Below are 24472 nucleotides of genomic sequence, written 5' to 3'. Positions count from 1 at the left end.
CAATAATCCGTCACTATTCGGGTTTTCACAGTCGCACGGCAAGGCAAGAGCAAGTGTTATGCCAGAAGTGTCTGAGGGCAAAATGGATGGCGGCGGGCAGGCACCTAAAATCAAAAGATCGCAGCCTTCGGCAGCTCCTACAGTTGGATGGTGTACACCCTGTAGGAGCTGCCGAAGGCTGCGATCTTTTGAGGGGCGCCCTAATTTATCAGGCGTAATAATCGACGGCGCTGGAGCCAATCACACTGGTACTGGCGGCTACTTCAGCGACAGTCGCAGGGAGTTCTTCATCGACAGAGTCGAGGCGACCGCCACTGGCGTTGCTACGTCCACCCTGCCCCTGTTGAGCCTGTTCCTGACCCTGCCAGCCACGGGACTGATCGGAAACGTTGACGTCGACCTGGCCCATGCCTTGCTGCGCGAACATGTCACGCAGGCGATGCATTTGCCCGTCGAGCGCTTCGCGAACGCTTGGGTGGGCGCTCATGAAGGTCACCTGGGTCTGCTGATCCGGCACCATGTTCACCCGAATATCGAGGCGCCCCAACTCGGCCGGCTGCAACTGAATATCGGCCGCTTTGAGGTTGGCGCTGGACAGGTACATGACCCGGTTGACCACCTCTTCAGTCCAACCGCTCTGATGCATGGCGATCGGCTGGTTCACCGGCAATGCATTGGCAGTCTTCGGCGTTGCCGCCTGGGTCAGTGCCGCCAGACGGTTGGCGAAATCATCGACACGGGTATCACTGCTGGCGGATTTGAGATCCTTGAGACCGTCATCAATCAGGCCACTGAAGGCCTTCTCGCCGCCCTGGCTGGTGCTGTCCTGATCGGCTTGCACATCGAGCATGCTCGCCATGCCCACGGCAAAGCTTTGCGCCGAGGTCGGTTCGCCGTCGGCCTGAGCCTGGGCCGGAGACGCTTTGGGCTGGGCCTGGCTAGAAGCGGAAACGTGACCACCTTGCTCCATGGCCAGACGCACCGCTGGCAGCGCATCGAGTGGATCGGCTTCAGGATCGAAATCGCTGTCGACGGTGGCGGTGCCGGCTTGTGCGGGTGCGGCAACGATGGCAGCGGCAACCGGCGCTTCAACCTGTGGCGCACCGCTCGTCACAACCGGCGCAGGTGCCTGCGCTACCGGCACGGCCACCAATGGTTGAACGGCCTGCATCAAGGCAGGATCGAGGGCCGGATCAAGGCTCGGATCAACCGGTGGAGCATCGGCTACCGGTGTATCGGTCGTCTCCGGCTTGTCATCGCTGGCCGTCGTGTCGTCTGTCGGCGCCGGTTTATCGGCGGGCAAGGAATTGCCGCTATCGGCAACCGCAGGTTCCGGGGCGGCAGCTTTATCGCTGCTGACGTCCGGTTTGCCGGTGCCTTGCGGCGCATTATCAGTCGCCGGCCTGGCCGATTTATCAGCGACCACAACAGGCTTGTTCTGGGCTTGATTGGCATAGACCTCAGCGAAGCTGGACGCCTTGTCCCCGGGCTCAGCCGTTAGCGCCGGCGTATTGGCGGATGCGGCTTGAGTCTTGGCCGTAGCGGCGGCCTGAAGAAGAATATGGGGGGTAACGGGCATAAAACGGTCTCCGCTGCACTGGGATCGTAGGTACAGTTGAGTGAGTTAAATGCAAGGGTCGAGCCAGCTTTGCTCGCTGGCCGCCAAAAGCGCTGGACGGTTGCCTTATTCAGCAAGGGAACGCTGACGTTCCGCTTCGTAGAGTGGTCGGACAATGGCGAACTCACCGTCAATTTCTCCGACCAGCGCCTCAATGCCTTCGAGGCTTTTCTGCTTGGCTCGCTGCTCCAGCTCATGGCACAACTCTGCCAGCCGGGTAGCGCCCATATTGCTGCTGCTGCCTTTGAAGCTGTGCGCGGCGGCGCCCAACTTCTCGGCATCGTCAACTTGGCGCAGCAGACTCAAGCGCTCTTCGGAATCGGCGAGAAAGGTATCGAGCAATTCTGGATACCCGTCTTCCATAACTTCCTGCAACGCGCTCAGCACGTCAAGGTCCAGATGTGTGTCAGCCACTTGTTCACTCCTTGATCAAGAACGCCTGGGATTATGCCAGAGCCTCCCAGAAAAACTCCACACGAGCACTTCGACCATTATCGGACCAGCTCGCATGATCGCTCAACTGGCGGATCAAACTGACGCCACGTCCCGACAGACGGACATCATCGACAGGACGCGCCATCACCCGCGCCACATCGAAACCCTTGCCACTGTCTTCGACCCGGACCGTCAGGCAACCGCCCTCGCCTCTTGGCGACACCTGCAAATGTACCCGCACATAACCGTCGCGCAATTCGTCCAGGCGCGTATTGCGCTGCTGATAATAGCGCGCAAAACCTGAAGCATCGCGTTTCAGACTCGAATCCAGGCCCAGCACGCCATGTTCCAGGGCATTGGAATAAAGCTCTGCCAGCACACTGTAGAGTGCGCCACTCTGAGCGCGCAGGCCATGCACCTCAAGCAGCAACTGCAACAAGTACGGCAGCGGATTGAAGCGCTTGAGGGTGCCGGCGCGAAACTCAAAACTCACCGACCAGTCCAGCGGGCTTGACTGACCGCTGTCGGAGTACACCGGCACCGGCGGACTCAGTTGCGCAGCCTCCAGTAGACGGACCTCGACCATGCTCACGTCATCGCGAGCCTCGCCGCGAAAGTCCCGCAGGGCCTGTTCGATTTCTTCGAACAGCGCATCAGGCTGACGATTGGCTGCAAACACCTGCTCCAATCGCTCTACGCCAAACAATTGTTCATTTTCATCGCAGGTATCGATCACCCCGTCGGACAACAGAAAGACCCGATCCCCGACGGCCATCGGGAACACCTCGGTGCGGTCATCGAAGGTTTGCGGGCTCAGCACCCCCAGCGGCAAGTGCCGTGCCGTCAGCGCGATGCGTTCGCCGCTGGCGGTGCTGTGCAAGTAACCGTCCGGCATCCCACCGTTCCAGACCTCCACCGATCCTCGCTGAAAGCTCAGGCACAGCAGGGTCGCACAGCAGAACATGTCCACCGGCAGAATACGTTTGAGCTTGGCGTTCATCTCGCGCAGGGTTTCGGACAAGCCGTAGCCCTTGGCGGTCATGCCGTAGAAGACTTCAGCCAGAGGCATGGCACCCACAGCGGCCGGCAAACCATGACCGGTGAAATCGCCGAGCAACACGTGCATGTCGCCGGCCGGAGTGAACGCGGCCAGTAACAGATCGCCGTTGAACAGCGCATAGGGTGATTGCAGGTAACGGATGTTCGGTGCATTCAGGCAACCGGAGTGGGCGACCTTGTCGAACACCGCTTTGGCCACCCGTTGTTCGTTGAGCAGGTAATCGTGGTGCCTGGCGATCAGGTCGCGCTGCTCCAGCACCGTGGCTTGCAAACGTCGCAAGCGGTCCATGGCCTTGATCTTGGCGGCGAGGATCACTTGGTTGTAAGGCTTTGCCAGAAAATCGTCGCCCCCGGCTTCCAGACAACGAGCCAAGGCTTCGCTTTCGGTCAGCGACGTCAAAAAGATGATCGGCACCAGCGTTTCGCCGGCTAGCGCCTTGATCTGCTGCGCAGCCTCGAAACCGTCCATCACCGGCATCATGGCGTCCATCAGTACCAGATGCGGTCGCTGCGAGCGGAATGCTTCGACCGCCTCGGCACCGTTGGCGGCCGTCAGCACTTCATGGCCCTGACGCCGGACGATGGTCGACAGCAGCAGGCGATCGGCCGCGCTGTCTTCAGCGATCAGTATCGTCAGCGGTTCAAGCTGCTGCATGATCAACTGATGTCGAACAACTTGTCGAAGTTGGAAATGGCGAGGATTTTCTTCACGTCGGTGCTGCTGTTAACGACGCGAATATCGGAACTGTCGCCACCGGCGTGATCACGCAGTAGAAGCAGCATGCCCAGCGCCGAGCTATCGAGATAAGTGGCTTTCTTCAGGTCCACCACAATGGACTCGGGTTTACTGTTGAGTCGCTCGTAGGACTCGCGAAACTCCTGATGCCGACCGAAATCGAATCGCCCCTCGATCGAAATCGTCAGCTTTTTCCCATCCTGAGATACTTCTGTAACGACTGACATTTCACGGCTTCCTTGTCATTGGCGAACGTACGTGTAGAAGGTTTAGCACCTGATGGAGGCTGGAGCAAGGTCAAAAGATCGCAGCCTTCGGCAGCTCCTACAGGATCGGATTCACATCGGCCCATGTAGGAGCTGCCGCAGGCTGCGATCTTTTAAAACCGACACTCAATACGGATCGTGCCGAGGCAATCGCTGGGACAGTTCATCCAGCAGCTTCTGCTCACGCTTGTCCTCCAGTTGCCGTGCCTCATCCATGTAGCGCTGAACCAGTTTGCGCAAACCTTCGACCCGGGCAAACGCCTGCTGCCAGGCTTCCCGGGACTTGTTCAGATTGTTTTGGTGCCAGTTCAGGCTCTGACGCTGCTGGTCGATGGCCGTGCCCAGTTGCGCGAGAAAGCCCTGATAACCCAGCAACCATTGGCCCGACACGCCGCTACTGCCGCGCACGATCCACTGTTCCTGGTATTCGAGGCGGAAGTTTTCGAGGTCGGCGAGCTTGCTTTCCGCCAGACGAACCTGGCCCTGGAAGTGTCCGAGGCGCATAACCGCGGTTTTTTCGGCCTTTTCGGCCATTTCCACCACGGGTGCGAGGCGTGCTGCGCGGCTCTGGGCCATGGCCGGTTAGCCGCCCGGCGCCGGGGCGAAGACCGAAGCAAGATGGTTTTCGCTGGCGCCCATGCTGATGTTGTCGTTCAAGCCCTGGCGCAGGTACATGGTCATGGCCGGTTGCAGATGGATCGCGGCGTCAGTTTCCCGGTCACCGCCGGGCACATAGGCGCCAACGCTAATCAGGTCGCGGCTCTGCTGATAGCGCGACCAGTATTGCTTGAACGTCTGCGCGTGATTCATGTGCTTGATGCCGACCACCGACGGCATGACCCGACTGATGGACGCTTCGATATCGATGGCCGGGTAATGCCCTTCCTCGGCCAGACGCCGGGACAACACGATGTGCCCGTCGAGCACGCCTCGCGCCGCGTCGGCGATCGGGTCCTGCTGATCGTCGCCTTCGGACAATACGGTATAAAACGCAGTGATCGAACCGCCGCCCTTTTCGGCATTACCGGCGCGCTCCACCAGTTTCGGCAACTTGGCGAACACCGACGGCGGATAGCCCTTGGTCGCTGGCGGTTCGCCGATAGCCAGGGCGATCTCCCGCTGGGCCTGGGCGAAACGGGTCAGGGAATCCATGAGCAACAGGACATTCTTGCCCTTGTCGCGAAAGTACTCGGCGATCCGTGTGCAGTACATGGCCGCGCGCAGACGCATCAGCGGCGCATCGTCCGCCGGCGACGCCACCACCACCGAACGCTTGAGTCCTTCTTCACCGAGGATGTGCTCGATGAATTCTTTAACTTCACGACCCCGCTCACCGATCAGCCCGACGACGATAATGTCGGCTTCGGTAAAACGGGTCATCATGCCCAGCAGCACACTCTTGCCCACGCCGGTACCGGCGAACAGCCCGAGCCGCTGGCCGCGACCAACCGTCAACAAACCGTTGATGCTGCGAATACCGACGTCCAGCGGCTGGCTGATCGGGTCACGCTTGAGCGGGTTGATGGTCGGGCCGTCCATCGGCACCCAATCTTCGGCCTTCATGCCACCTTTGCCGTCGAGCGGACGACCGGCGCCATCGAGCACCCGCCCAAGCATGCTCATGCCCATGGGCAGACGACCGGTATCGGCCAACGGAACCACACGGGCACCGGGAGCGATGCCGGCGACGCTGCCAACCGGCATCAGAAAAACTTTGCTGCCAGAGAATCCCATGACCTCGGCTTCGACTTGCACCGGGTGATAGCTGTCATCGTTGATGACCATGCAGCGGCTGCCCATGGCGGCGCGCAAGCCTTCGGCTTCGAGGGTCAGGCCGACCATGCGCAGCAGGCGACCTTCGAGGATTGGCGCTCCAGCCAGCTCCGTGGCCTCGGCGTAGCTACCCAGGCGCTTGGCGAAGCTGGTGCGATCAAGGCGCATCGGGATCATCCAGTGCCGACTCGACCAGGGTAACCGCAGGCTTTTCGTCGACCGGCAGTTCCAGGCTCAGGTCCGGCGCGGCCGGGTGCAGCGCCTGATCGTGCAATTGATCGAACAGCTTGGCCATGACTTGGGTAATACGGGTTTCGATGGTGGCGTCGATGCGACTGTGTTCAGTCTCGACCCGGCAACCGCCCGGCAACAAGGACTCGTCCTCGACGATGCGCCAGGTTTCTTCATGGCGCTCGCGCAGGGCTTTGACCTGTTCGAAATCCTGCGGGTTGATGTACAGCCGCACATTGCCCACGCCCAGCGGCAAGAGCTTGAGCGCTTCGCGCATGACGTGTTCGATTTGCGTCGAGTCGATGGCCAGTTCGCGCTGAATCACTTGTTTGGTGATGTGCTGCACGAGGTCGACCAGCGACTTTTCGATCTGCGTGTCCTGCTCGGCAATCGGCTCGAACAGGCTGGCCATCAGCTGTTCCAGGCCAGCGATCTTGGCCGTCAGGGCCACTTCGGCTTCCTGACGGACCTTGAGCGTGGTGCTGTGAAAACCTTCTTTTTCCCCAACAGCAAAGCCTTCGTTGTAGGCCTCCTGGCGAATGCTTTCTAGCTCTTCGAGGGTCAGTGGCTGGACTTCTTCCAGCGGCACTTCTTCCATTTCCGGCGGTTCGGGTTCTGGCTCCGGCTCGGGTTCCGGCACAAACGGGTCGAAGCTGGGCAGCGACCAGATGTCGAAACCACTGACATCCTTGGCCCGGATCAGGTCGGTGTTGGACTCATCATGTTTAGACGACATAGTGACCTTAGATCATCTCTTCGCCGCCCTTCCCGCCGAGAACGATTTCTCCGGCTTCGGCCATACGGCGGGCAATGGTGAGGATTTCTTTCTGCGCGGTTTCCACGTCGCTGACGCGCACCGGGCCTTTGGCTTCGAGGTCGTCGCGCAACAGTTCGGCCGCCCGTTTGGACATGTTCTTGAAGATCTTCTCCTTGACGCCTTCGTCCGAACCCTTGAGGGCCAGCACCAGGACGTCCGAGGACACTTCGCGCAACAGCGCCTGAATGCCGCGGTCGTCGACATCGGACAGGTTGTTGAACACGAACATGAGGTCTTCGATCTGACCGGACAGGTCTTCGTCGACTTCGCGGATCGAATCCATCAGCTGACCTTCGATCGAGCTGTCGAGGAAGTTCATGATGTCGGCCGCACGCTTGATGCCACCCAGGGTGGTGCGCGAGGCATTCGAGTTGCCGGAGAACTGCTTCTCGAGAATCTGGTTGAGTTCTTTCAGGGCCGCTGGTTGTACGGTATTCAGCGAGGACACCCGCAGAATGATGTCCAGTCGAACCTTGTGGTCGAAGTTGCCCAGTACTTCACCCGCCTGATCCGGGTCGAGGTACGCGACCACGATTGCCTGGATTTGCGGGTGCTCGTAACGGATCACGTCGGCGACGGCGCGCGGTTCCATCCACTTCAGGCTGTCGAGGCCACTGGTGTTGCCGCCCAGCAGGATCCGGTCGATCAGGCCGTTGGCCTTGTCTTCGCCCAGTGCCTGGGTAAGCATTTTGCGCACGTAGTCATCGGAACCGACGCCCAGGCTGGTCTGGTCGCCGACGATGTCGACGAATTCGCTCATGACCTGTTCGACCTGCTCGCGGTGCACGTTGCCCATCTGGGCCATCGCCACACCCACACGCTGGACCTCTTTGGGCCCCATGTGGCGCAGCACTTGCGCAGCATCGGTGGAACCGAGGGACAGCAGCAGAATCGCGGCTTTGTCGACCTTGGTCAGTTTGGCGGCAACGGCTCGGTTATCACTCATCTGCGTTAATCCACTCTTTCACGACCTGGGCCACGCGACCCGGATCTTCTGCCACCAGACTCTTGATTGCGTTCAACTGTGCGTCATAGCCTTCGCTCGGGCTCGGCAGCAGGATGCTGGTCGGGCCACCGAGGCTGACACGGTCGTTGGCCAGTTCGCCGTCCAGGCCGCCCATGCCACCGAGCTCCATGTCGCTGCCCAGGCCTGCGAGTTGCTTGTCTTTGCCGCCACCGGTGATGTTGTTGAGCACCGGACGCAGCACACCGAACACCAGCACCAGGATGAACAACACACCCAGCACTTGCTTGACGATGTCCCAGAACCACGGCTGGGAATAGAACGGAATCTCGGCAATCACTTCACCGCGCTCGGCAGAGAACGGCATGTTGATCACACTGACGCTGTCGCCACGGCTGGCGTCGAAACCGACGGCGTCCTGCACCAGGCGAGTGAAGCGCGCCAATTCATCGGCGCTCCACGGCGCACGGGTGGTTTCGCCGTTGGCCGCGCTGACCTTGACCTGATCATCCACCACCACCGACACCGACAGGCGATTCAAACGACCCTGCTGTTGTTTGGTGTGGCTGATGGAGCGGTCGAGTTCGAAGTTCTTGGTGGATTGTTGACGCTTGTCCGCCGGGTACGGCGCCAGCATTGGCTGGCCGGTGGCCGGGTCCATGATTTGCTGACCGTTGGCATCGAGCAATGGCTGGCCTGGCTGCACCATGCCGGCCGACGCGGTGGCGCCACCGGTGGTTTGCGGCGCCGAGGCTGGCGATGGCGGCTGGTTGCTCAGGGCACCCGGCACACCTTGCGGGCCATTGCTGGCGGTGCGTTGTTCGTTGACCGACTGCTCGCTGCGCAACGCCGGCTGATCCGGGTTGAACTGCTCGGAGGTCGACTCGACGGCGCTGAAGTCCACATCGGCCGAGACTTCGGCTTTATAGCGATCGTTGCCCAGCACCGGTTGCAGGATATTGTGCACACGCTGAGTCAGCATGCTTTCCATGCGACGGCTGTAATCGAATTGCTTGCCGGCCATGGTCAGTTCGGAGTTTTCCGCCTGATCCGACAGCAGATTGCCCTTCTGGTCGACAACGGTGATCTGCGACTTGCTCAGTTCAGGAACGCTGGTCGCCACCAGATTGATGATAGCGACGACCTGACCCGGCTCCAGCGAGCGACCGGAATAGAGTTCAACCAGAACAGAAGCGCTTGGCTTGCGTTCGTCACGCACGAATACCGAACTTTTCGGAATCGCCAGGTGCACGCGGGCACCCTTGACGTTGTTCAGGCTGGAAATGGTCCGGGCCAGTTCGCCTTCGAGGCCGCGACGATAACGGGTCGCTTCCATGAACTGGCTAGTGCCCAGCCCCTGTTCCTTGTCGAGGATCTCGAAACCGATGTTGCCGTCGCTGGGAGTGACACCAGCGCCCGCGAGCTTGAGTCGCGCACGGGACAAGTCGTCGGCCTTGACCAGCAAGGCACCGGAGTTCGGTTCAACGGTGTAGGGAATGTCGGCCGCGGCCAGGGTTTCCATGACTTGCTTGGCGTCCAGACCGGCAAGGCTGCCGTACAGAGGCCGGTAGTCCGGCTGCTGGGACCACAACACCACGGCAAAACCAATCGCCACACTCGCAGCCAGGCCGACCAACAGGCCCACCTGACGCAACATGGTCATCTCGGAGAGGTTTTCCAGGAAGGACAACCCGAACAGCGGCGGTTTGCCGTCTATTGGAGTGGCCTTGGCCGGAACATTATCGGCGATTGCTTCTGCCATGACTCAATCTCGTCCTTAAACCGGCATCTGCATGATGTCTTGGTAAGCCTGAACCAGCTTGTTACGCACTTGGGTCAGTGCCTGAAAAGACACGCTGGCCTTCTGTGAGGAAATCATCACGTCCGTCAGGTCGACGCCGCTTTTACCGATCTCGAATGCACTGGCCAACTGACTGGACGCCTGCTGGGTGTCGTTCACTTTATTGACGGCCTGACCGAGCATGTCGGAAAAGCTGCTGCCACCCAATTCAGGAACTGCGGCAGTCGATTTCGGCGCAGACATCGCATCCATTTGCATGGAGCGCATGTCCAGCATCAACCGATTGAATTCAATACCTTGGCTCATGGTTTCTCTCTTTGACGAAGCTACGTCTTTGGCTACCCGCAATTTTTTGACACTCACTCGGCGGGTAGTGAGGTGTTAGCAACAAGGGTGCCAGCTCCGTGGCCGATCTGAACAAAAGCCAATTCCGGGCCTTGCTCAACCGTGAACCACATTTGGATCGGTGTTGCTTGCGTCAACTTTCAGGTGGCGAACAAGTACGCTTCCACATCCATGCCAGCGTCGCGCATCTGCGCCAGCTTGTAGCGCAAGGTGCGCGGGCTGATGCCCAGTCGCTCGGCGGCTTCTTTGCGACGGCCGCGCTCAGAGCGCAAGGTATCGATGATCATCTGGAATTCACGGCGCCGCAGGTCATCGCCGAGGGCGCCCGCCGATTCAGCTTCGACTTCTACTGCGCGCACGGACGTCGGCGCCAATGTCGGCAACGGCGCACACGCCACAGGCCCGGCCAGGCAGAAATCCTGCGGCTGGATCAAACCGCCCTGCTGCAGAATCAAGGCACGCTGGATCGCGTTATCCAGTTCTCGCACGTTGCCCGGCCATGGATAACCGATCAGGCACGCCTGTGCTTCGGGCGAGAGCTTCGCCGCGGCATGCTTCATTTTATTGACGTGTTTGGTCAGCAGACGCTCGGCCAGCGGCAGTATGTCGGCGGTGCGCTCGCGCAGCGGACGCCAAGCCAGCGGGAACACCGACAGGCGATAGTAAAGGTCTTCACGAAAACGCCCCGCCGCCACTTCAGCGGCGAGGTCACGGTTGGTGGTGGCGACCACTCGGATGTCCAGCGTGATCGGCTTGCGTGCGCCGACTCGTTCGACTTCACGCTCCTGCAATACCCGCAGTAATTTGGCTTGAAGGCCGAGGGGCATTTCGGAGATTTCATCGAGCAGAATCGTCCCGCCATCGGCCTGCTCGAACTTGCCGGCCTGCGCCGCGATGGCACCGGTGAACGAGCCCTTTTCGTGACCGAACAAGGTGGCTTCGAGCATGTTGTCCGGGATCGCTGCACAGTTGATCGCAATGAACGGCTGACTGGCGCGGCGAGAGTGTTGATGGATGTAACGCGCCAGCACTTCCTTGCCGGTCCCGGACTCACCGGAGATCAACACCGTGGAGTCACTACGCGCCACCCGTGCGGCCAATTCCAGCAATTGCGCACTGGCCGGCTCGAACGCCACAGGCCCCTCGCTCTCGGTCGCACCGAGATTGCCCAGTGCGTGACGCGCCACCAGATCGAGCAAGGCTTTGGGCTCGAACGGCTTGACCAGATAATCGGCTGCGCCCTGACGCATCGCGTCGACCGCTCGCTCGACAGCACCGTGAGCGGTCATCAGCAGCACCGGCAGCTGGGGCTGACGAGCCCGCAGCAATCCCAGCAGCTGATGACCATCCATGCCCGGCATGTTGACGTCACTGAGCACCAGGTTAAACGCCTCGGCACCGACAGCCTCCAACGCCTCTTCCGCCGAACCGACCGCCGTGTAATCGTGCCCGGCAAGCAGCAACGTATCGGTCAACGCCTCCCGAAGCGCGCGGTCATCCTCGACCAGTAAAACCTTGATGGCCATGTCCTTCACTTCGCTCCCTGAGCGCTGGGTTGCTCACCAGAAAAAAGCGGCAAGATCACCTGCGCACAGGTGCCGCGACCCGGCCGCGAACGCAACTGCAATTCTCCCTGATGGGCACGGGCGACGGCCTTGACCACGGTCAGGCCCAGGCCGGTGCCGGTGGTTTTAGTGGTGAAAAACGGCTCACCCAAACGCGCCAGCACCTTCGTGTCGATGCCACTGCCGCTGTCGCTGACACACAAGCGCAGGTTGTTGCCGCGGGTATACAGGTGAACCTTCAAACGGACATCGCCGGCACTCGCCTGAATGGCGTTCTCGATCAGATTGAGGATCGCCCCGACCAGGGTGTCGCGATTGCACAACAACTCACCGGCATGACTGTCGCACTGCCAGCGAATCGGCAGGTCCTGAACGTGGGTCAGCGCTGCCGCTTGCAGCGACTGCATCAGCATCTTGGGGGTGACGCGGTTAGTCAGCGGCAGTTCGCCGCGAGCGAACACCAGCATGTCGCGCACCTGGTGTTCCAGTTCATGCAAACGCTCTTTCAGGCGACCGGCAAAACGCTGTTGCGTGGCGACTGGCAACTCCTGTTCAGCCAAATGACTGGCATAGAGCAGCGCAGCGGACAACGGCGTGCGGATCTGATGAGCCAACGACGCAACCATGCGACCGAGAGACGACAGGCGCTCATGACGAGCCAGTTGATCTTGCAGATGACGGGTTTCAGTCAGGTCGTTGAGCAGCACCAACTGACCGGGTTCGGCATCCAGCGAGCGCGTGGCGATCGACAGACGCCGACCGTCCTTGAGAGAGATTTCGTGACCGTCATCCTCGCGCGGTGCAAAGCATCGAGCAATCACATGACGCCACAGCTCGCCTTCGAGAGGCAGACCGAGCAGTTCAGTCGCGGCGGGATTAGCTTCGCGCACGATGCCTTGGGCGTCGATGACGATGACGCCGCCGGGCAACAGATCGAGGAGGTTTTGCAGACGGTTGGCCAGGCGTTCTTTTTCTGCCAGCTCCTGCATGCGCTGAGCACTGACCACCGCCAGCTCGCCCTTGAGCTCGGTGACCCGGGCTTCGAGCATGCTGTAGGAATCGGTCAATTGGCTCGACATCTGGCTGAACAGCGCAAACGCCTGCTCAAGGCCAAGCCGGCTTGCCTGCTCTACGGACGACGGTTGCCCCGAAGCATCTGGGACAGGAGACATCTGGGCGGCTGGGGGCATCGTGCTCTCTCGCGTGGCTGACCGTCAGTTAAACGGAACGTTGCGAGGGATGTAGCAATACCCGTGCCTAAAAAAAAACGCCTATAAATGAAGGAGTTGAAAAACAGGCGTCAATCATCCGCCTGTTCATCACCGTCACGACGGCTCATGCCGTACTTGCGCATCTTCTCCACCAGCGTGGTACGACGAATCCGCAGCCGTTCTGCCGCGCGCGCCACGATGCCATTGGCATCATCCAGCGCCTGCTGAATCAGCCCTTGTTCCAGACCGCCAAGGTAGTCCTTCAGGTCCAGGCCTTCCGGAGGCAGCAGGGCATTGGCGGTGAAGTCCGGGGTATGACCATTGATGGCCACTCGCTCTTCAAGATCGCTGCGCAGGCTGTCGACCAATTGCTCGTCTTCGTCATCGACGTAGCGGAATTTCTTCGGCAACTCGACCACGCCGATCACGCCGTACGGATGCATGATCGCCATGCGCTCCACCAGGTTGGCAAGCTCGCGAACGTTGCCCGGCCAGCCGTGACGGCACAGCGACATGATCGCCGCCGAATTGAAACGGATCGAACCGCGTTTCTCGTGCTCCATGCGCGAGATCAACTCGTTCATCAGCAGCGGGATGTCTTCGACGCGTTCGCGCAATGGCGCCATCTCGATCGGGAACACGTTCAAGCGATAGTAGAGGTCTTCGCGGAAAGTGCCGATCTCGATCATGCTTTCGAGATTCTTGTGGGTCGCCGCAATGATCCGCACATCGACGCTTTGGGTCTTGTTGCTACCCACGCGCTCGAACGTGCGCTCCTGCAAGACGCGCAGCAGCTTGACCTGCATCGGCAGCGGCATGTCGCCGATTTCGTCGAGGAACAAGGTACCGCCATTGGCCAGCTCGAAACGCCCGGCACGACTGGTGATCGCCCCGGTGAAGGCGCCCTTCTCGTGGCCGAACAATTCGCTTTCCAGCAACTCGGCCGGGATCGCCCCGCAATTGACCGGAACGAACGGCGCGTCACGACGCTTGGAATGGTAGTGCAGATTACGCGCGACCACTTCCTTGCCGGTCCCGGATTCGCCGAGGATCAGCACGCTGGCGTCGGTGTCGGCGACTTGCTGCATCATCTGACGGACGTGCTGAATCGCCCGACTGGTGCCGACGAGGCTGCGGAAAAGATTGGGTTCACGGTGACGACCGCGCTCACGGGCCTGGTCATACATCTCGCGATAGACCTGGGCACGGTGCAGCGAATCGAGCAATTTGCTGTAGCTGGGTGGCATTTCGAGGGTCGAAAGCACTCGGCGACGCTGGTCTTCTGGTAAGTCAATGGAAGAATTATCACCCATTAACAAAACTGGAAGGAACTCATCCCAGGTTGAGAGTGTCTTTAACAGGCCCAAAAGTGCACCAGGAGCATTTACCGTCCCGATGAGGACACAGATTACTTCACGACTTGATGACAGAGAGCCGACCGCCTGCTGCCAGTCATGGCTGCCACAGGGTAAATTTTCTTCGCCAAGAAAATTTAAAATCACCGCCAAATCGCGGCGGCGGACGCTATCGTCATCAATCAGCAGAATTTTGGTTTCACGCCACATGCAATAGCAACTTCCCTAGTCAACTCAATGCCCAAAATGAGGGGCAAGCTAGACGCTTGCAGACACGTTATGCCTGTAGACGCCTGAAATCTGGAACCAGCCACTAGTTAAGTCAAAAAACCGTGCACAGTCAAATTTATGGCGCACTATGTTTGGATTAACTGAGGGGTTAACTAACCAAACAGATGGTAAACCTTTGCCGCGCTCTGTGCTTGGTGGATCTGCGACATCTCGTCGACTATCGCTTGCCTCTCCCCCGTCGCCGCCTCCAGAAGCTGCTTATAGACTCTCAGCAACTCCTCAAGGTTATCGCGCAACGCGACCTCGTCCACCGAAGCTTCACTCAAGACGTCTTCCATGCAGGAACGGCAAGCCAGGTCCAATTCACCGATGGCTTCCCAGTTGCGCTCGGCCAATGCATCGACCAGAGCCTCACGGGTTTGTTCGATTCGCTGCAATACAAGACTCATGGTGATCTCCTTAAAACTGCGGACCTGGCGCGGCGATGGCATCCCAACCGTCTTTGACTGTTCGGAGCAAATCAGAGACTTCGTCGAGAATGGCTGGATCGGTCTTGATATTGGCCTCAGCCAAACGCTTCATCATGTAGCTGTACAGGCTGTCCAGCTCACCGACGGTTTCGACAGAGTTCTCAAGGTCCAGACCTTCACGTAAACCACCAATGATGCCGATGGCCTTGCCGATCAGAACACCTTTGTTCGGAATGTCTTTACGCTCCATTGCGCCTTTGGCCTGGGCGATACGATCCAGGCAGCCTTCCATCAACATCTGCACCAGACGATGCGGGCTGGCTTCGGAAGTTTGCGCCTGGGCGCCAATCTTCTGGTATTGGCGAAGGGCTAACATTGGATTCATGTTGTACCTCATCAAAAATCTGTGGTTCGTATAACCAGTGTATCGACGACGCGTCAAAAAACTTTAGATTCAAAAAACAAAAAGCCCGGAGCGTGAAAACGCTGCCGGGCTTTTGGCGTTATGAGTATTACGAGTTCTTCTGCTGCGCAGCCATGGCCTCAAACATCGAGGTGATGTTGCTGGCTGTCGCTTTCAATTTACCAACGAGTGTATCCATGTCGTTGTACTTTTTGGTCAGTACAGCGGTCAGGGTCTCGACCCGACGGTCCAGGGCTTCTTGGTCGGCGGCCAGCCTGGTCTTGGTGGTATTCAGGTTGGTGTTGCGAGTATCAAGAATACCGCCCGTATCGGTGTATGGCTTGATCACATTATTCATGCGCTCAATCAGACCATTGGTACCGGTAAACAGGGTCTGAACCTCGCCGCCGAGCTTCTTGTCGTTCATCGCCGCGGTGAACTTGGTGGAGTCAAAGTTCAGTGCACCGGTTTTCTGGTCAGTCGTGATCCCCAACTGCGAGAGCACGGTCAGCTTGTCGCCAGCACCGGCCTGGGACAATGGACCCCGTATGGCAGCCAGAAGCGAACGTGGCAACGGGTCGCCGGTCAGCGCAGCAGGGACGGTCGGCTTGCCATCGTCGTCCAGGGACGGCTTGGTCAAGGAAGTCACAGCGTTGGCGACGGCGTTGTACGCGTCGACAAACTTCTGGATCGATGCCTTCAAACCATCGTTGTTGGACGCTACGGTGACGGTAGACTTGCCGGTGGTAACCAGCTTCAAGGTCAGCCCGGAGATCGTTTGATCGAGGGTATTTGACTTGCTGGTCATTGCCAGGCCATCGACTGTGAACTCGGCATCCTGGGCCAAGCCACCGATAGCACCTGAAGAGGTGGCGGTCGGCACGGCGGCCATCGGGGTCGACCCGTCGATTACCAGACCGGCAATACCACTGGCGGAGATGTCGGAGCCGGCACCGGTGGTGGTGGAGCCCAGCACCAGACGCGAACCGAAACTGTCGGTCACGATGTTGGCGCTCAGGCCACTGGCCTGGTATTGGGTGTTGATCGAGTCACGTACCGATTGCAACGTGGCGCCCGCACCTACAGTGACAGGGTAGCTGGTGCCGTTCTGGGTGATGGTCAGCGTGCCCGAAGGGATAGCACTGGTCACACCGCCGGCAAACGCTTCGGAAGCCACTTTCGACGAGGTGGCCAGCTTGGTCACGTCGACGGAATAGGTTCCGGACACAGCCGTGTTGCTGGAGGTAGCCGTCAGTATTTTTACATCGGAGGACGTAGCAGAAAAACCCGTGAACTGTGGGGTTGTCGTGCTGCCCAGATCGGTGAGTGCTTTCTGGAACGTGGCCAACAGCGACTTCAAGGTACCAATCCCGGAAATGCTCGCCCTGTTGGTGGTGGTTCCACGGTCGATCTGGCCTTGCTTGGCTGCTTTGTCAGCGTTCACCAAGGCTTTGACGATAGCACCGGTATCAAGGCCGGAGCCTAAACCCGTGCCCGGTAGAATTGGACTTGCCATGTGAAACTCCCTTCAGTGTGTCGCCGGCCTTTTGACCACTACAACGCCCAAAAGAACATAGCAACAAAATTCGTGCCAGCGTCAGGCTTTAGCGCTGAACAACAAGCTGCTTGCATCATTCAAACTATTAGCCAGTTTCAGGACTTCTTCGTTGGGGATCTGGCGGACCACTTCACCCGACTCACTGGCAATGACTTTCACAACAACCTTGCCTGAAGGCTCATCAATCGAGAACTCCAGGTTACGCTTTACCGACTGAACGAACTTTTCAATTTCCTGGACAGCCATTTTCAGCTTGTCCTGTTCAGATTGTTCGGTCTTGCGCACTTCCTTGACGTCGACCACTTGCGCGGGCTCCGCTCGAGGCTTTTCCGCAGGCTGGTCGGCAACCGTAGTCGCGTGCCTGGCCGCCGGATAAGACAAGTTCAGCTTCACGCTCATATCCATGTCCATTACCTCTAAAAGTAAAAAAGCGAGAGGGTGCGACCAGCGCACACCCCTCGCCAACACTCAATCAGCTATTACTGAAGCAGTTTCAGTACAGCGGATGGCAGTTGGTTGGCCTGAGCCAGAATTGCGGTAGAAGCTTGTTGCAGAGTTTGTTGCTTGGTCAGCTGGGCAGTTTCAGCAGCGAAGTCGGTGTCTTGTACGCGACCACGAGCAGCTTCAGCGTTTTCGTTGATGTTCTGCAGGTTGGAGATGGTGCTGGTCAGACGGTTTTGTGCAGCACCGAGGTCAGCACGGGCGGTGTTGATGGTCTGCAGAGCAGCGTCGATACGGGTCAGGGCAGCGGAGAACGAAGCTTGAGCAGTAGCCGAGTTGTTACCAGTGATCTGCGTGGTAGCCGAGTCAACGGACAGGGTTGCAGCGCCGAAGCTGCTGGACAGGGTCAGAGTGATCTGGTTAGCCGAACCGGTGTTGGAACCGACCTGGAAGGTCATGGTGCCAGCGGTACCGTCCATCAGGTTCTTGCCGTTCAGGTTGGTCGAGTTGGCGATACGCGTCAGCTCGTCCGACATTGCCGCGAATTCTTTGTTCAGAGCGACACGGTCCTGAGTACCGTTTGAGTCGTTTCGAGCTTGTACGGCCAATTCACGCATACGTTGCAGAATGTTGGTCGATTCCTGCATCGCGCCTTCAGCGGTCTGAGCGATCGAGATACCGTCGTTGGCGTTTTTGATCGCCATGTTCTGACCGCGGATTTGCGAGGTCATACGGGTAGTGATCTGCAGGCCGGCGGCGTCGTCTTTGGCGCTGTTGATTTTCAGGCCGGAAGACAGACGGGTCATCGAAGTCGACAGAGCGTCGGAAGAGCGGTTCAGGTTCTTCTGAACGCTCAACGATGTGACGTTGGTGTTTACGGTTAAAGCCATGACGAATTCCTCGTTGGTTGGGTACTGCGGCTTCCGGCCCTGGCAACCGCCGGGTATGGCCTAGAGAACCTTCGTAATAGTTATCGTCGGCAATGCAACTTGCTTTAGGGGATTATCAAAAATATTTGCCATCACGTTGCCACCCCCCGTAAATCAAGGGTTTGGCGGCGCTCCAATAGCGAAAAAATGACGCCAGGGGAATGCCGGTGACAGATTGGCGAGGGCTCGCCTGCACCGGCAGAAGGGAAATTGCTTAAACGGACAGGCTGGCGGTCAGTATCTCGACCAGTTCATATTCCAGATAATCCGCCAAGGCGAGCCAGTTCTGCGCCTCCTGACACGCGAACATTTCGCCGAGCAGAAATGCCCACTGCTGTTGAGACTCGTGCGGCGTCGAATCCAGCCTCGGGTGCAGCGCACCTATCAGCTCGATCATTGCCAGCCCGGCTTCTACATCACGCCCCAGACGGAACAGTGCAGCGCATTGCTGCGCGTCGACGACGAAGGACTCAAACCCGCTCATGACGCAAACTCCGGATGAAAAACCGTGCCGGCGATCATCGCCCCTGCCCGACTACTGTTATAGAAGCGCACCTGAGGATGGCCCGCGATAAAGCGCTCCAGCTCACACAGGTAGCTGCGGAAATTGAGCTGGGTTTTGATCCGCTGGCCATGACCATCGAGCACCCAGTGTTTGGCGGCCCCCAGTTGCGGCCCCAGATCGCCATCGTTCCAACCCGCGTGAGTCTTGTCGCCGGGGAAGGCGAAGTCGGCACCGAACAACGTGATCTGCGCTGCGCCCATTTTTACCGCCAGGTCTGCCGCTGGATGAATCACGCTGCCGCCGACATACAGCTCTCCCCTGGGTAATTGCGCACGCAATTGCTGGTAGATCGGGCTGGCGGAGTAACCGGCATATCGCGGCCCCTGCCAAGCCTCGAGCACCAGCGGATCGAGCATCGGCATGTACACCAGCGTGATGTCGGTCGTGCCTTCAGGCGGCAGGTGCCGGGCCGAGATCCGCTGGTCAATGCTGACCACCACGTCGGGGCGGATGCCGTGCGCGAGCAACGGGCGATAGGCTGTATCGACGCAGATGAACAACGGCCGCTCAGCTTGATTGCGAATCGCGCGCAAAGTGTCGAAATGCTGTTCCAGGCTTGGACCGGTGGCGATGACAAACACCTCCCGACCCGGGCGGGAGCCGAACAACTCGGCCACGTCATGATCGGTCTGCACCCGAGAAAGACTGGCCTGTAAGCACTCTATAATCTCGGGCGACTGCGGGTCGAACTCGCGATTATTGAAGGTCAGGTGAGTTTCGCTGATCAAGCGATCGCGGATCTTCGCATTGAAGTCATCGGCCAGGACCAGTTCCGACGGCAAGGCGAAATACGGCAGCTTTATTTCCGTCAGATCGCCGGCATACAACAGCTCGACTCGCGGATCGCTGAGCCACTGCTGTTGATCGAGCAGTTGCAGCACCAGCGCAAACACCGCGCCGTTGAGGATATGTACGTATAAACGCTCAAGCCCGGCGCGCTGCAGTAGCTCTATCTGCAGATCGCCAAGCCCGGTGCCGTAGGCATGCACCACCGGGCTGTCGATGGGCAGGCTGTCGGCTTGAAGCCTGGCTTCGCGGGTGCAGTCATGACGACTGGTCAGCTGGATGCCATTGATGCTCAACGTCGAGCCCAGGCCTTCGACCAGATCGGCCTGCAACAGGCTCGCGTCTTCAACCAGCAAGCGCACAGCCAACGCCGGCCAGCGTTGCTGGATGACCTCGACGTTGCGCTCAAAGAACTCGCTCATGGAGCCTCGCTTTTCATTCGGGCAAAAAAATAGCGTTCAAGGTTACACCTTGAACGCTTTTTTTTGCCTGGCTTTCTTTGACTAAAGAGCCGAGATTCAAGGGCGATAAATGATCGCCGACCCCCAAGACAAACCAACACCGAAACCACTCAGCGCCACGCGCTTCCACTTCGAGTCCAGCACGTGTTTTTCCAGCAGCAGCGGAATGCTCGACGACACGGTATTACCGGTCTCGACCATGTCCTTGATGAACTTCTCAGGCTCGCCCTCGAAACGCCGCGCCACGGCGTCGACAATTGCCGCGCTGCCCTGGTGAATGCAGAAGGCGTCGATATCGTCAGCCGTCAGGCCGGAGTCGCCCAGCAGCTCGTGCAAATGCGCTGGCACTTTGAGCAGCGCGAAGTTGAAGACCTGACGGCCGTTCATGAAGAACACCCCGTCGGAAACCTTCAGGTGCGGCGCGCCGGAACCGTCAGTGCCGAACTTGGCCTTGCCCAGCTGCCATGGTGCATCTTCGCCCATCCAGGTGGCAGTGGCGGCATCGCCGAAGAGCATGGTGGTGTTGCGGTCTTCCGGGTCGACGATCTTGGAGTACGGATCAGCGGTCACCAGCAAGCCATTCTTCAGGCCAGCAGCTTCCATGAAACCCTTGATGGCGTAGATGCCGTAGACGTAACCGGAGCAGCCCAGGGAAATATCGAACGCAGCCACGGTCGTGGGCAGGCCCAGTTTGTCCTGAACAATGGCGGCGGTGTGCGGCAGACCTTCTTCGTCACCATTCTGGGTAACGACGATCAGCACGTCGATGGCTTCACGCTTCAATTCGGGATTGTTGGCGAACAGCGCGTTGACTGCTTCGACACACAGGTCCGAAGTTTCTTGCCCTGCATCTTTGCGCGGCAGGAAGGCCGAACCGATTTTGCCCAGGATGAATTCTTCATCCTTTTCGAATTTTGCACCTTGTGCGTAATTGTCCACGCCGGCTACAGGAACGTAGCTCGCAATGCTCTTTATGCCAATCATTACGGCTTCCCAATAATAAACAGCCCAATACCACCGCTCGCAAGGATTCGAGGGGCGCCGACAAACAACAAGTAACGTCGCCCTCAACGGGGCGGGAAGAATAAAAGGCCATCACTGGGCTAAAAACAGTCCAGGCGCCATCTTCCCTTTTTATACAATACAGTGAAGATGCGCGTTATGACTCGCAGGTCACGCTATTTTGCCGAATCAGCCCCGCAAGGGGTTATTCGACCAGCGACCAGTCCAGCGGCGTCCCGCGCTTGATGGCTTGGCGGGCGCGGCGGCCCAGAAGGGTTTCAGCGTGTTTGGGGGCCAGCCCCAGGCCAGGACGGATGGCCCGCAGATTGGCGACGGTGAAAGGCTCACCGGCGGCCATGTCCTGAGTGACGTACAGCGAACGGCGGTATACCAGCGACTTGCGCTCGGCCTCGGTCACGCCGTAATGCACCTGGCCCATCGCCTGCCAGGCGCGTTCGGTTTCGATCACCAGGCTGGCGAGTTCGGCTGGTTCCAAGGAGAAACTGGCGTCCACGCCACCGGCGGCACGGTCAAGGGTGAAGTGTTTTTCCACCACCGTCGCCCCCAGCGCTACCGCGGCGACGGACACGCCGACGCCCATCGAATGATCGGACAAACCGACTTCACAGCCAAATAACTCGCGCAGATGAGGGATGGTGCGCACATTACTGTTGGCTGGCGTCGCCGGGTAGGTGCTGGTGCACTTGAGCAACACCAGGTCCTTGCAACCGGCCCCACGGGCGGCGCGCACGGTTTCATCGAGCTCGGCGATGCTGGCCATGCCGGTGGAGATGATCAGCGGCTTGCCGGTGGCGGCGACTCGCCGGATCAACGGCAGATCGGTGTTCTCGAAACTGGCGATCTTGTAGGCCGGCACGTCCAGGCTTTCGAGGAAGTCCACCGCCGTGTCATCGAACGGTGTGGAGAACGCCAGCATGCCCAGCTCTTTGGCCCGGGCGAAGATCGGCGCGTGCCATTCCCACGGCGTATGGGCCTTCTCGTACAGCGCGTATAGCGACGAACCGGCCCACAGGCTGTTGGGGTCCTTGATGAAGAACTCGCCTTCGGACAGGTCCAGGGTCATGGTCTCGGCGGTATAGGTTTGCAGCTTCAAGGCGTGCGCGCCGGCCTTGGCCGCGGCTTCGACGATTTGCAGCGCCATGTCCAGCGACTGGTTATGGTTGCCGCTCATTTCGGCAATGATGAACGGCGGCGCATCGGCACCGATCGAGCGGTTGCCGATCTTGAAGCTGGTCATGGGTGATCCTTTAAAACGCGTGTGAACGAACAAGCACTCTGAGTGAAACCTGCCTCACGGAAAACTTTCAGCGACGCCTGGTTGGCCGGCAGCACCTGAGCGGTGATGGCTTGCAGTGACGGCCAATGAGCCGTGACGAAGGCTTCGCCCCGCGCCAGCAGCGCCCTGCCCCAGCCCAGGCCAAATCGGCCTTCGAACAGATAAATCGAGACTTCGGCCCGAGCATCGTCGAGGTCATAACGCAGCACACCGACCGGGCCATCATCCGCCTCGGCGATCAACAGCAACCGCTGCGGGTTGCTCAGGCTCGCGGCCAGCCAGGCCTGATGCCGTTGCCAGTCGATGACGTGCGTGTCCAGCGACCAGCGCCGTACCGCCTCGGCATTGCGCCCGTCGAACAACAATTGCGCATCGTCCTGAGTGGCCTGACGAACCTGCAACACCGCCCCCGCCAGCGCTGCCGCCACCCGCTGCGCCCCACGGCCATCGACCAATTGCCGCGAACGTTCGGCCAGACTCTGACGAATCCCCTGATTGCCCACGATAAAACCGATGGCCTGGCGCAACTGCTCGACGCTGACCTGCTCGCGATTCCCCATAAACACATGAGCCCCCGAGGCTGCCATGACCTCGCCATTGGCCTGCTGGTTATTCGAGACCGCAATGCAGATCGTCGGCAACCCCATGGCCGCCCGCTCCCAACTGGTACCGCCACCGGCACCGATGAACAGGTCGACCTCGCTCATCAACCGGTAGAAGTCGCAGACAAAACTGTGCAGGCGCCAGTTCGGACGATACTCCGCCAAACTCTGCATCTGCTCCCAGGCAGGATTGTCGGCACCTGCCACGAAATCGATCTCGAGATCATGGAAATCCGCCAACGCCAACATCGCGTGGTGGGTCTGCATGGCCGCATCGAAGCCGCCGAAGTTCACCAGTACTCGCCTGGCTCGAGGCTTGACCTCGATCGCCGGGCAACAGAACTCATCGCGCAGCATCGCAAAACGTGGGCCGAGCAAGGTCTGGCAATCGGGCGTCAGCAGTGAGGCATAAGCCTCTGGCGTGCCCGACAGATTTTGATTGAGCAGCAGATCGACGCTGTATTGCCGAGTGGCCAAATCGTCCACCGCCGCGATTCTTGGAGCCCAGCGGCGCGCGGCGGTCTGCCAGTGATGATCGAGACCATAGTGGTCGGCGATGATCCAGTCGAAAGCCGGATGACTTTCCAAAGCTTGCCCCAGCGCCGCAATATCCGCCTCCCACGGCAGCATCGACTCGATGGCCTGCTGCGGGTCTTCACCGGGGTAGCGCTCCGGCAGCGCGAAGGTCTCGAAGCCGTCGGCCCGCAGCCTGTCCAGCCGATGCCCCGGCAACAGGCGACACGCAAAAGCAACGTGCGCACCCTGCTTGCGCAATACCTTGGCCAGGGTCAGGCAACGGGCGATATGGCCAATGCCGATGAGCGACGACGCGTCGACGCGGATCAGCACTCTCATTGCAACTCACCACCGGCCTTCAAGGCGGCGTAAAGGTATTCGGCACGCGTCCAGTCCTCAAGCGTGTCGATGTCCTGCACCAGGTGCCGCGGCAGAATCACCGGCAGGCTTGCCGGCGAGAACAGTACATCGCCACGCAACCAGGCCTCGCTGCGCCCCCAATAGAACTGACCGGCATCTTGAAAAGCTTCGGGCAAGTCCTGGGAACGGGTCTCGCGAAATTCCGGGTAGAGCGAGGTCAAGGCGCCCTGCTCGTCGAGGGTCAAGGCCCGTTGTACCGGGAAGCCAAAACCGGTGACTGAAAACGCAAAAGACTTGTCCGGATGCTGCACCAGCAATTCATGCCCCTGACGCAGATAATGCGCCTGCAACAGGGGCGCCGTCGCGTAGACGCAGCACGCATAGTCGAACGGCGGCAATTGCTTCAAGGCATGCACGATCACCGCGGCGGTCCCGGTGAAATCGTCGGCAAGCGCCGCAGGCCGCATGAACGGCACTTGAGCCCCACCGGCCCGTGCGACCTCGGCGATCTCTTCATCGTCGGTGCTGACGATCACCTGGTCGAACAGATTCGACTCCAGCGCCGTGCGAATCGAACGGACGATCATCGGCACGCCATCGAATGGCTTGAGGTTCTTGCGCGGGATTCGCTTGCTGCCCCCGCGGGCCGGAATGATCGCAACGCAGCTCAAGAGT

At 59.5% G+C, this 24472-nt stretch carries 24 protein-coding genes; all 24 read right to left on the bottom strand.

All coding sequences use genetic code 11. The features are described from left to right. Nucleotides 1-208: 208 nt before the first annotated feature. The 24 genes from F6R97_RS24080 to pseF all read right to left on the bottom strand — a co-directional run bounded on the left by F6R97_RS24080 (nucleotide 209) and on the right by pseF (nucleotide 24468). On the bottom strand, nucleotides 209-1579 hold the full coding sequence (locus tag F6R97_RS24080) for a flagellar hook-length control protein FliK (RefSeq protein ID WP_315867205.1): 1371 nt from the start codon (nucleotides 1577-1579) through the stop codon (nucleotides 209-211). Between the two features lie 105 nt (nucleotides 1580-1684). Beyond that, nucleotides 1685-2032 (bottom strand): Hpt domain-containing protein, encoded by a 348-nt coding sequence (locus F6R97_RS24075; RefSeq protein WP_315867204.1) that lies wholly within the window; start codon nucleotides 2030-2032, stop codon nucleotides 1685-1687. A gap of 31 nt (nucleotides 2033-2063) precedes the next feature. After that, a complete protein-coding gene (locus F6R97_RS24070; RefSeq protein ID WP_048394297.1) occupies nucleotides 2064-3767 on the bottom strand; it encodes a fused response regulator/phosphatase in 1704 nt (567 codons plus the stop codon). 2 nt (nucleotides 3768-3769) lie between these two features. Next, nucleotides 3770-4075 carry an STAS domain-containing protein gene (locus tag F6R97_RS24065; RefSeq protein WP_038979589.1) on the bottom strand — a complete coding sequence of 102 codons (306 nt, stop codon included), beginning with the start codon at nucleotides 4073-4075 and terminating at the stop codon, nucleotides 3770-3772. A 165-nt stretch (nucleotides 4076-4240) separates the two neighbouring features. After that, nucleotides 4241-4690: a flagellar export protein FliJ gene (fliJ, locus tag F6R97_RS24060; protein ID WP_038979587.1), complete on the bottom strand. Its 450-nt coding sequence runs from the start codon at nucleotides 4688-4690 to the stop codon at nucleotides 4241-4243. Between the two features lie 6 nt (nucleotides 4691-4696). Further along, entirely contained in the window at nucleotides 4697-6055 is a 1359-nt protein-coding gene (gene fliI, locus F6R97_RS24055; RefSeq protein ID WP_038979585.1) for a flagellar protein export ATPase FliI, read from the bottom strand. Continuing rightward, entirely contained in the window at nucleotides 6045-6854 is an 810-nt protein-coding gene (fliH, locus tag F6R97_RS24050; RefSeq protein WP_038979583.1) for a flagellar assembly protein FliH, read from the bottom strand. The genes fliI and fliH overlap by 11 nt, the downstream gene beginning before the upstream one ends. Nucleotides 6855-6861: 7 nt before the next feature. Further along, nucleotides 6862-7881 (bottom strand): flagellar motor switch protein FliG, encoded by a 1020-nt coding sequence (fliG, locus tag F6R97_RS24045; RefSeq protein WP_007894195.1) that lies wholly within the window; start codon nucleotides 7879-7881, stop codon nucleotides 6862-6864. Further along, nucleotides 7874-9661 carry a flagellar basal-body MS-ring/collar protein FliF gene (gene fliF / locus F6R97_RS24040; protein WP_038979581.1) on the bottom strand — a complete coding sequence of 596 codons (1788 nt, stop codon included), beginning with the start codon at nucleotides 9659-9661 and terminating at the stop codon, nucleotides 7874-7876. The genes fliG and fliF overlap by 8 nt, the downstream gene beginning before the upstream one ends. Nucleotides 9662-9676: 15 nt before the next feature. Further along, nucleotides 9677-10006 carry a flagellar hook-basal body complex protein FliE gene (gene fliE / locus F6R97_RS24035; protein WP_010456962.1) on the bottom strand — a complete coding sequence of 110 codons (330 nt, stop codon included), beginning with the start codon at nucleotides 10004-10006 and terminating at the stop codon, nucleotides 9677-9679. A 179-nt stretch (nucleotides 10007-10185) separates the two neighbouring features. After that, complete coding sequence (locus F6R97_RS24030; RefSeq protein WP_315867203.1) at nucleotides 10186-11571, bottom strand: sigma-54 dependent transcriptional regulator; 1386 nt, start codon at nucleotides 11569-11571, stop codon at nucleotides 10186-10188. A gap of 5 nt (nucleotides 11572-11576) precedes the next feature. Then, nucleotides 11577-12782, bottom strand: a complete 1206-nt coding sequence (locus tag F6R97_RS24025; protein ID WP_161794721.1) for a sensor histidine kinase — start codon at nucleotides 12780-12782, stop codon at nucleotides 11577-11579. A gap of 128 nt (nucleotides 12783-12910) precedes the next feature. Continuing rightward, entirely contained in the window at nucleotides 12911-14386 is a 1476-nt protein-coding gene (locus F6R97_RS24020; protein WP_007894189.1) for a sigma-54 dependent transcriptional regulator, read from the bottom strand. A gap of 173 nt (nucleotides 14387-14559) precedes the next feature. Further along, nucleotides 14560-14856: a hypothetical protein gene (locus F6R97_RS24015; RefSeq protein WP_038979575.1), complete on the bottom strand. Its 297-nt coding sequence runs from the start codon at nucleotides 14854-14856 to the stop codon at nucleotides 14560-14562. A 10-nt stretch (nucleotides 14857-14866) separates the two neighbouring features. Beyond that, the gene (gene fliS / locus F6R97_RS24010) at nucleotides 14867-15262 is read right to left on the bottom strand and encodes a flagellar export chaperone FliS (protein WP_038979574.1); all 396 of its coding nucleotides are present in this window, start codon (nucleotides 15260-15262) and stop codon (nucleotides 14867-14869) included. Between the two features lie 127 nt (nucleotides 15263-15389). Further along, nucleotides 15390-16796 (bottom strand): flagellar filament capping protein FliD, encoded by a 1407-nt coding sequence (gene fliD, locus F6R97_RS24005; protein ID WP_038979572.1) that lies wholly within the window; start codon nucleotides 16794-16796, stop codon nucleotides 15390-15392. Between the two features lie 81 nt (nucleotides 16797-16877). Continuing rightward, complete coding sequence (locus F6R97_RS24000; RefSeq protein ID WP_038979571.1) at nucleotides 16878-17243, bottom strand: flagellar protein FlaG; 366 nt, start codon at nucleotides 17241-17243, stop codon at nucleotides 16878-16880. Between the two features lie 74 nt (nucleotides 17244-17317). Next, entirely contained in the window at nucleotides 17318-18169 is an 852-nt protein-coding gene (locus F6R97_RS23995; RefSeq protein WP_038979570.1) for a flagellin domain-containing protein, read from the bottom strand. 253 nt (nucleotides 18170-18422) lie between these two features. Continuing rightward, nucleotides 18423-18692, bottom strand: coding sequence for a hypothetical protein (locus F6R97_RS23990; RefSeq protein WP_038979569.1), 270 nt, complete (start codon nucleotides 18690-18692; stop codon nucleotides 18423-18425). Then, a complete protein-coding gene (locus F6R97_RS23985) occupies nucleotides 18689-19981 on the bottom strand; it encodes a motility associated factor glycosyltransferase family protein (RefSeq protein ID WP_315867202.1) in 1293 nt (430 codons plus the stop codon). Before F6R97_RS23985 ends, F6R97_RS23990 begins: the two co-directional genes overlap by 4 nt. A 96-nt stretch (nucleotides 19982-20077) precedes the next feature. Beyond that, entirely contained in the window at nucleotides 20078-21004 is a 927-nt protein-coding gene (locus F6R97_RS23980; protein WP_038979567.1) for a ketoacyl-ACP synthase III, read from the bottom strand. 223 nt (nucleotides 21005-21227) lie between these two features. Continuing rightward, on the bottom strand, nucleotides 21228-22280 hold the full coding sequence (gene pseI, locus F6R97_RS23975) for a pseudaminic acid synthase (protein WP_038979566.1): 1053 nt from the start codon (nucleotides 22278-22280) through the stop codon (nucleotides 21228-21230). After that, on the bottom strand, nucleotides 22277-23776 hold the full coding sequence (pseG, locus tag F6R97_RS23970; protein WP_048394284.1) for a UDP-2,4-diacetamido-2,4,6-trideoxy-beta-L-altropyranose hydrolase: 1500 nt from the start codon (nucleotides 23774-23776) through the stop codon (nucleotides 22277-22279). Before pseG ends, pseI begins: the two co-directional genes overlap by 4 nt. Then, nucleotides 23773-24468: a pseudaminic acid cytidylyltransferase gene (gene pseF / locus F6R97_RS23965; RefSeq protein WP_048394282.1), complete on the bottom strand. Its 696-nt coding sequence runs from the start codon at nucleotides 24466-24468 to the stop codon at nucleotides 23773-23775. Before pseF ends, pseG begins: the two co-directional genes overlap by 4 nt. Nucleotides 24469-24472: the final 4 nt, after the last annotated feature.

It is taken from the genome of Pseudomonas sp. JV414, from assembly GCF_032424305.1.
Classification (GTDB): Bacteria; Pseudomonadota; Gammaproteobacteria; order Pseudomonadales; family Pseudomonadaceae; genus Aquipseudomonas; species Aquipseudomonas lini.
Note: the sequence above shows the minus strand (reverse complement) of the source record. Positions and strands in the feature narration are given on the sequence as shown.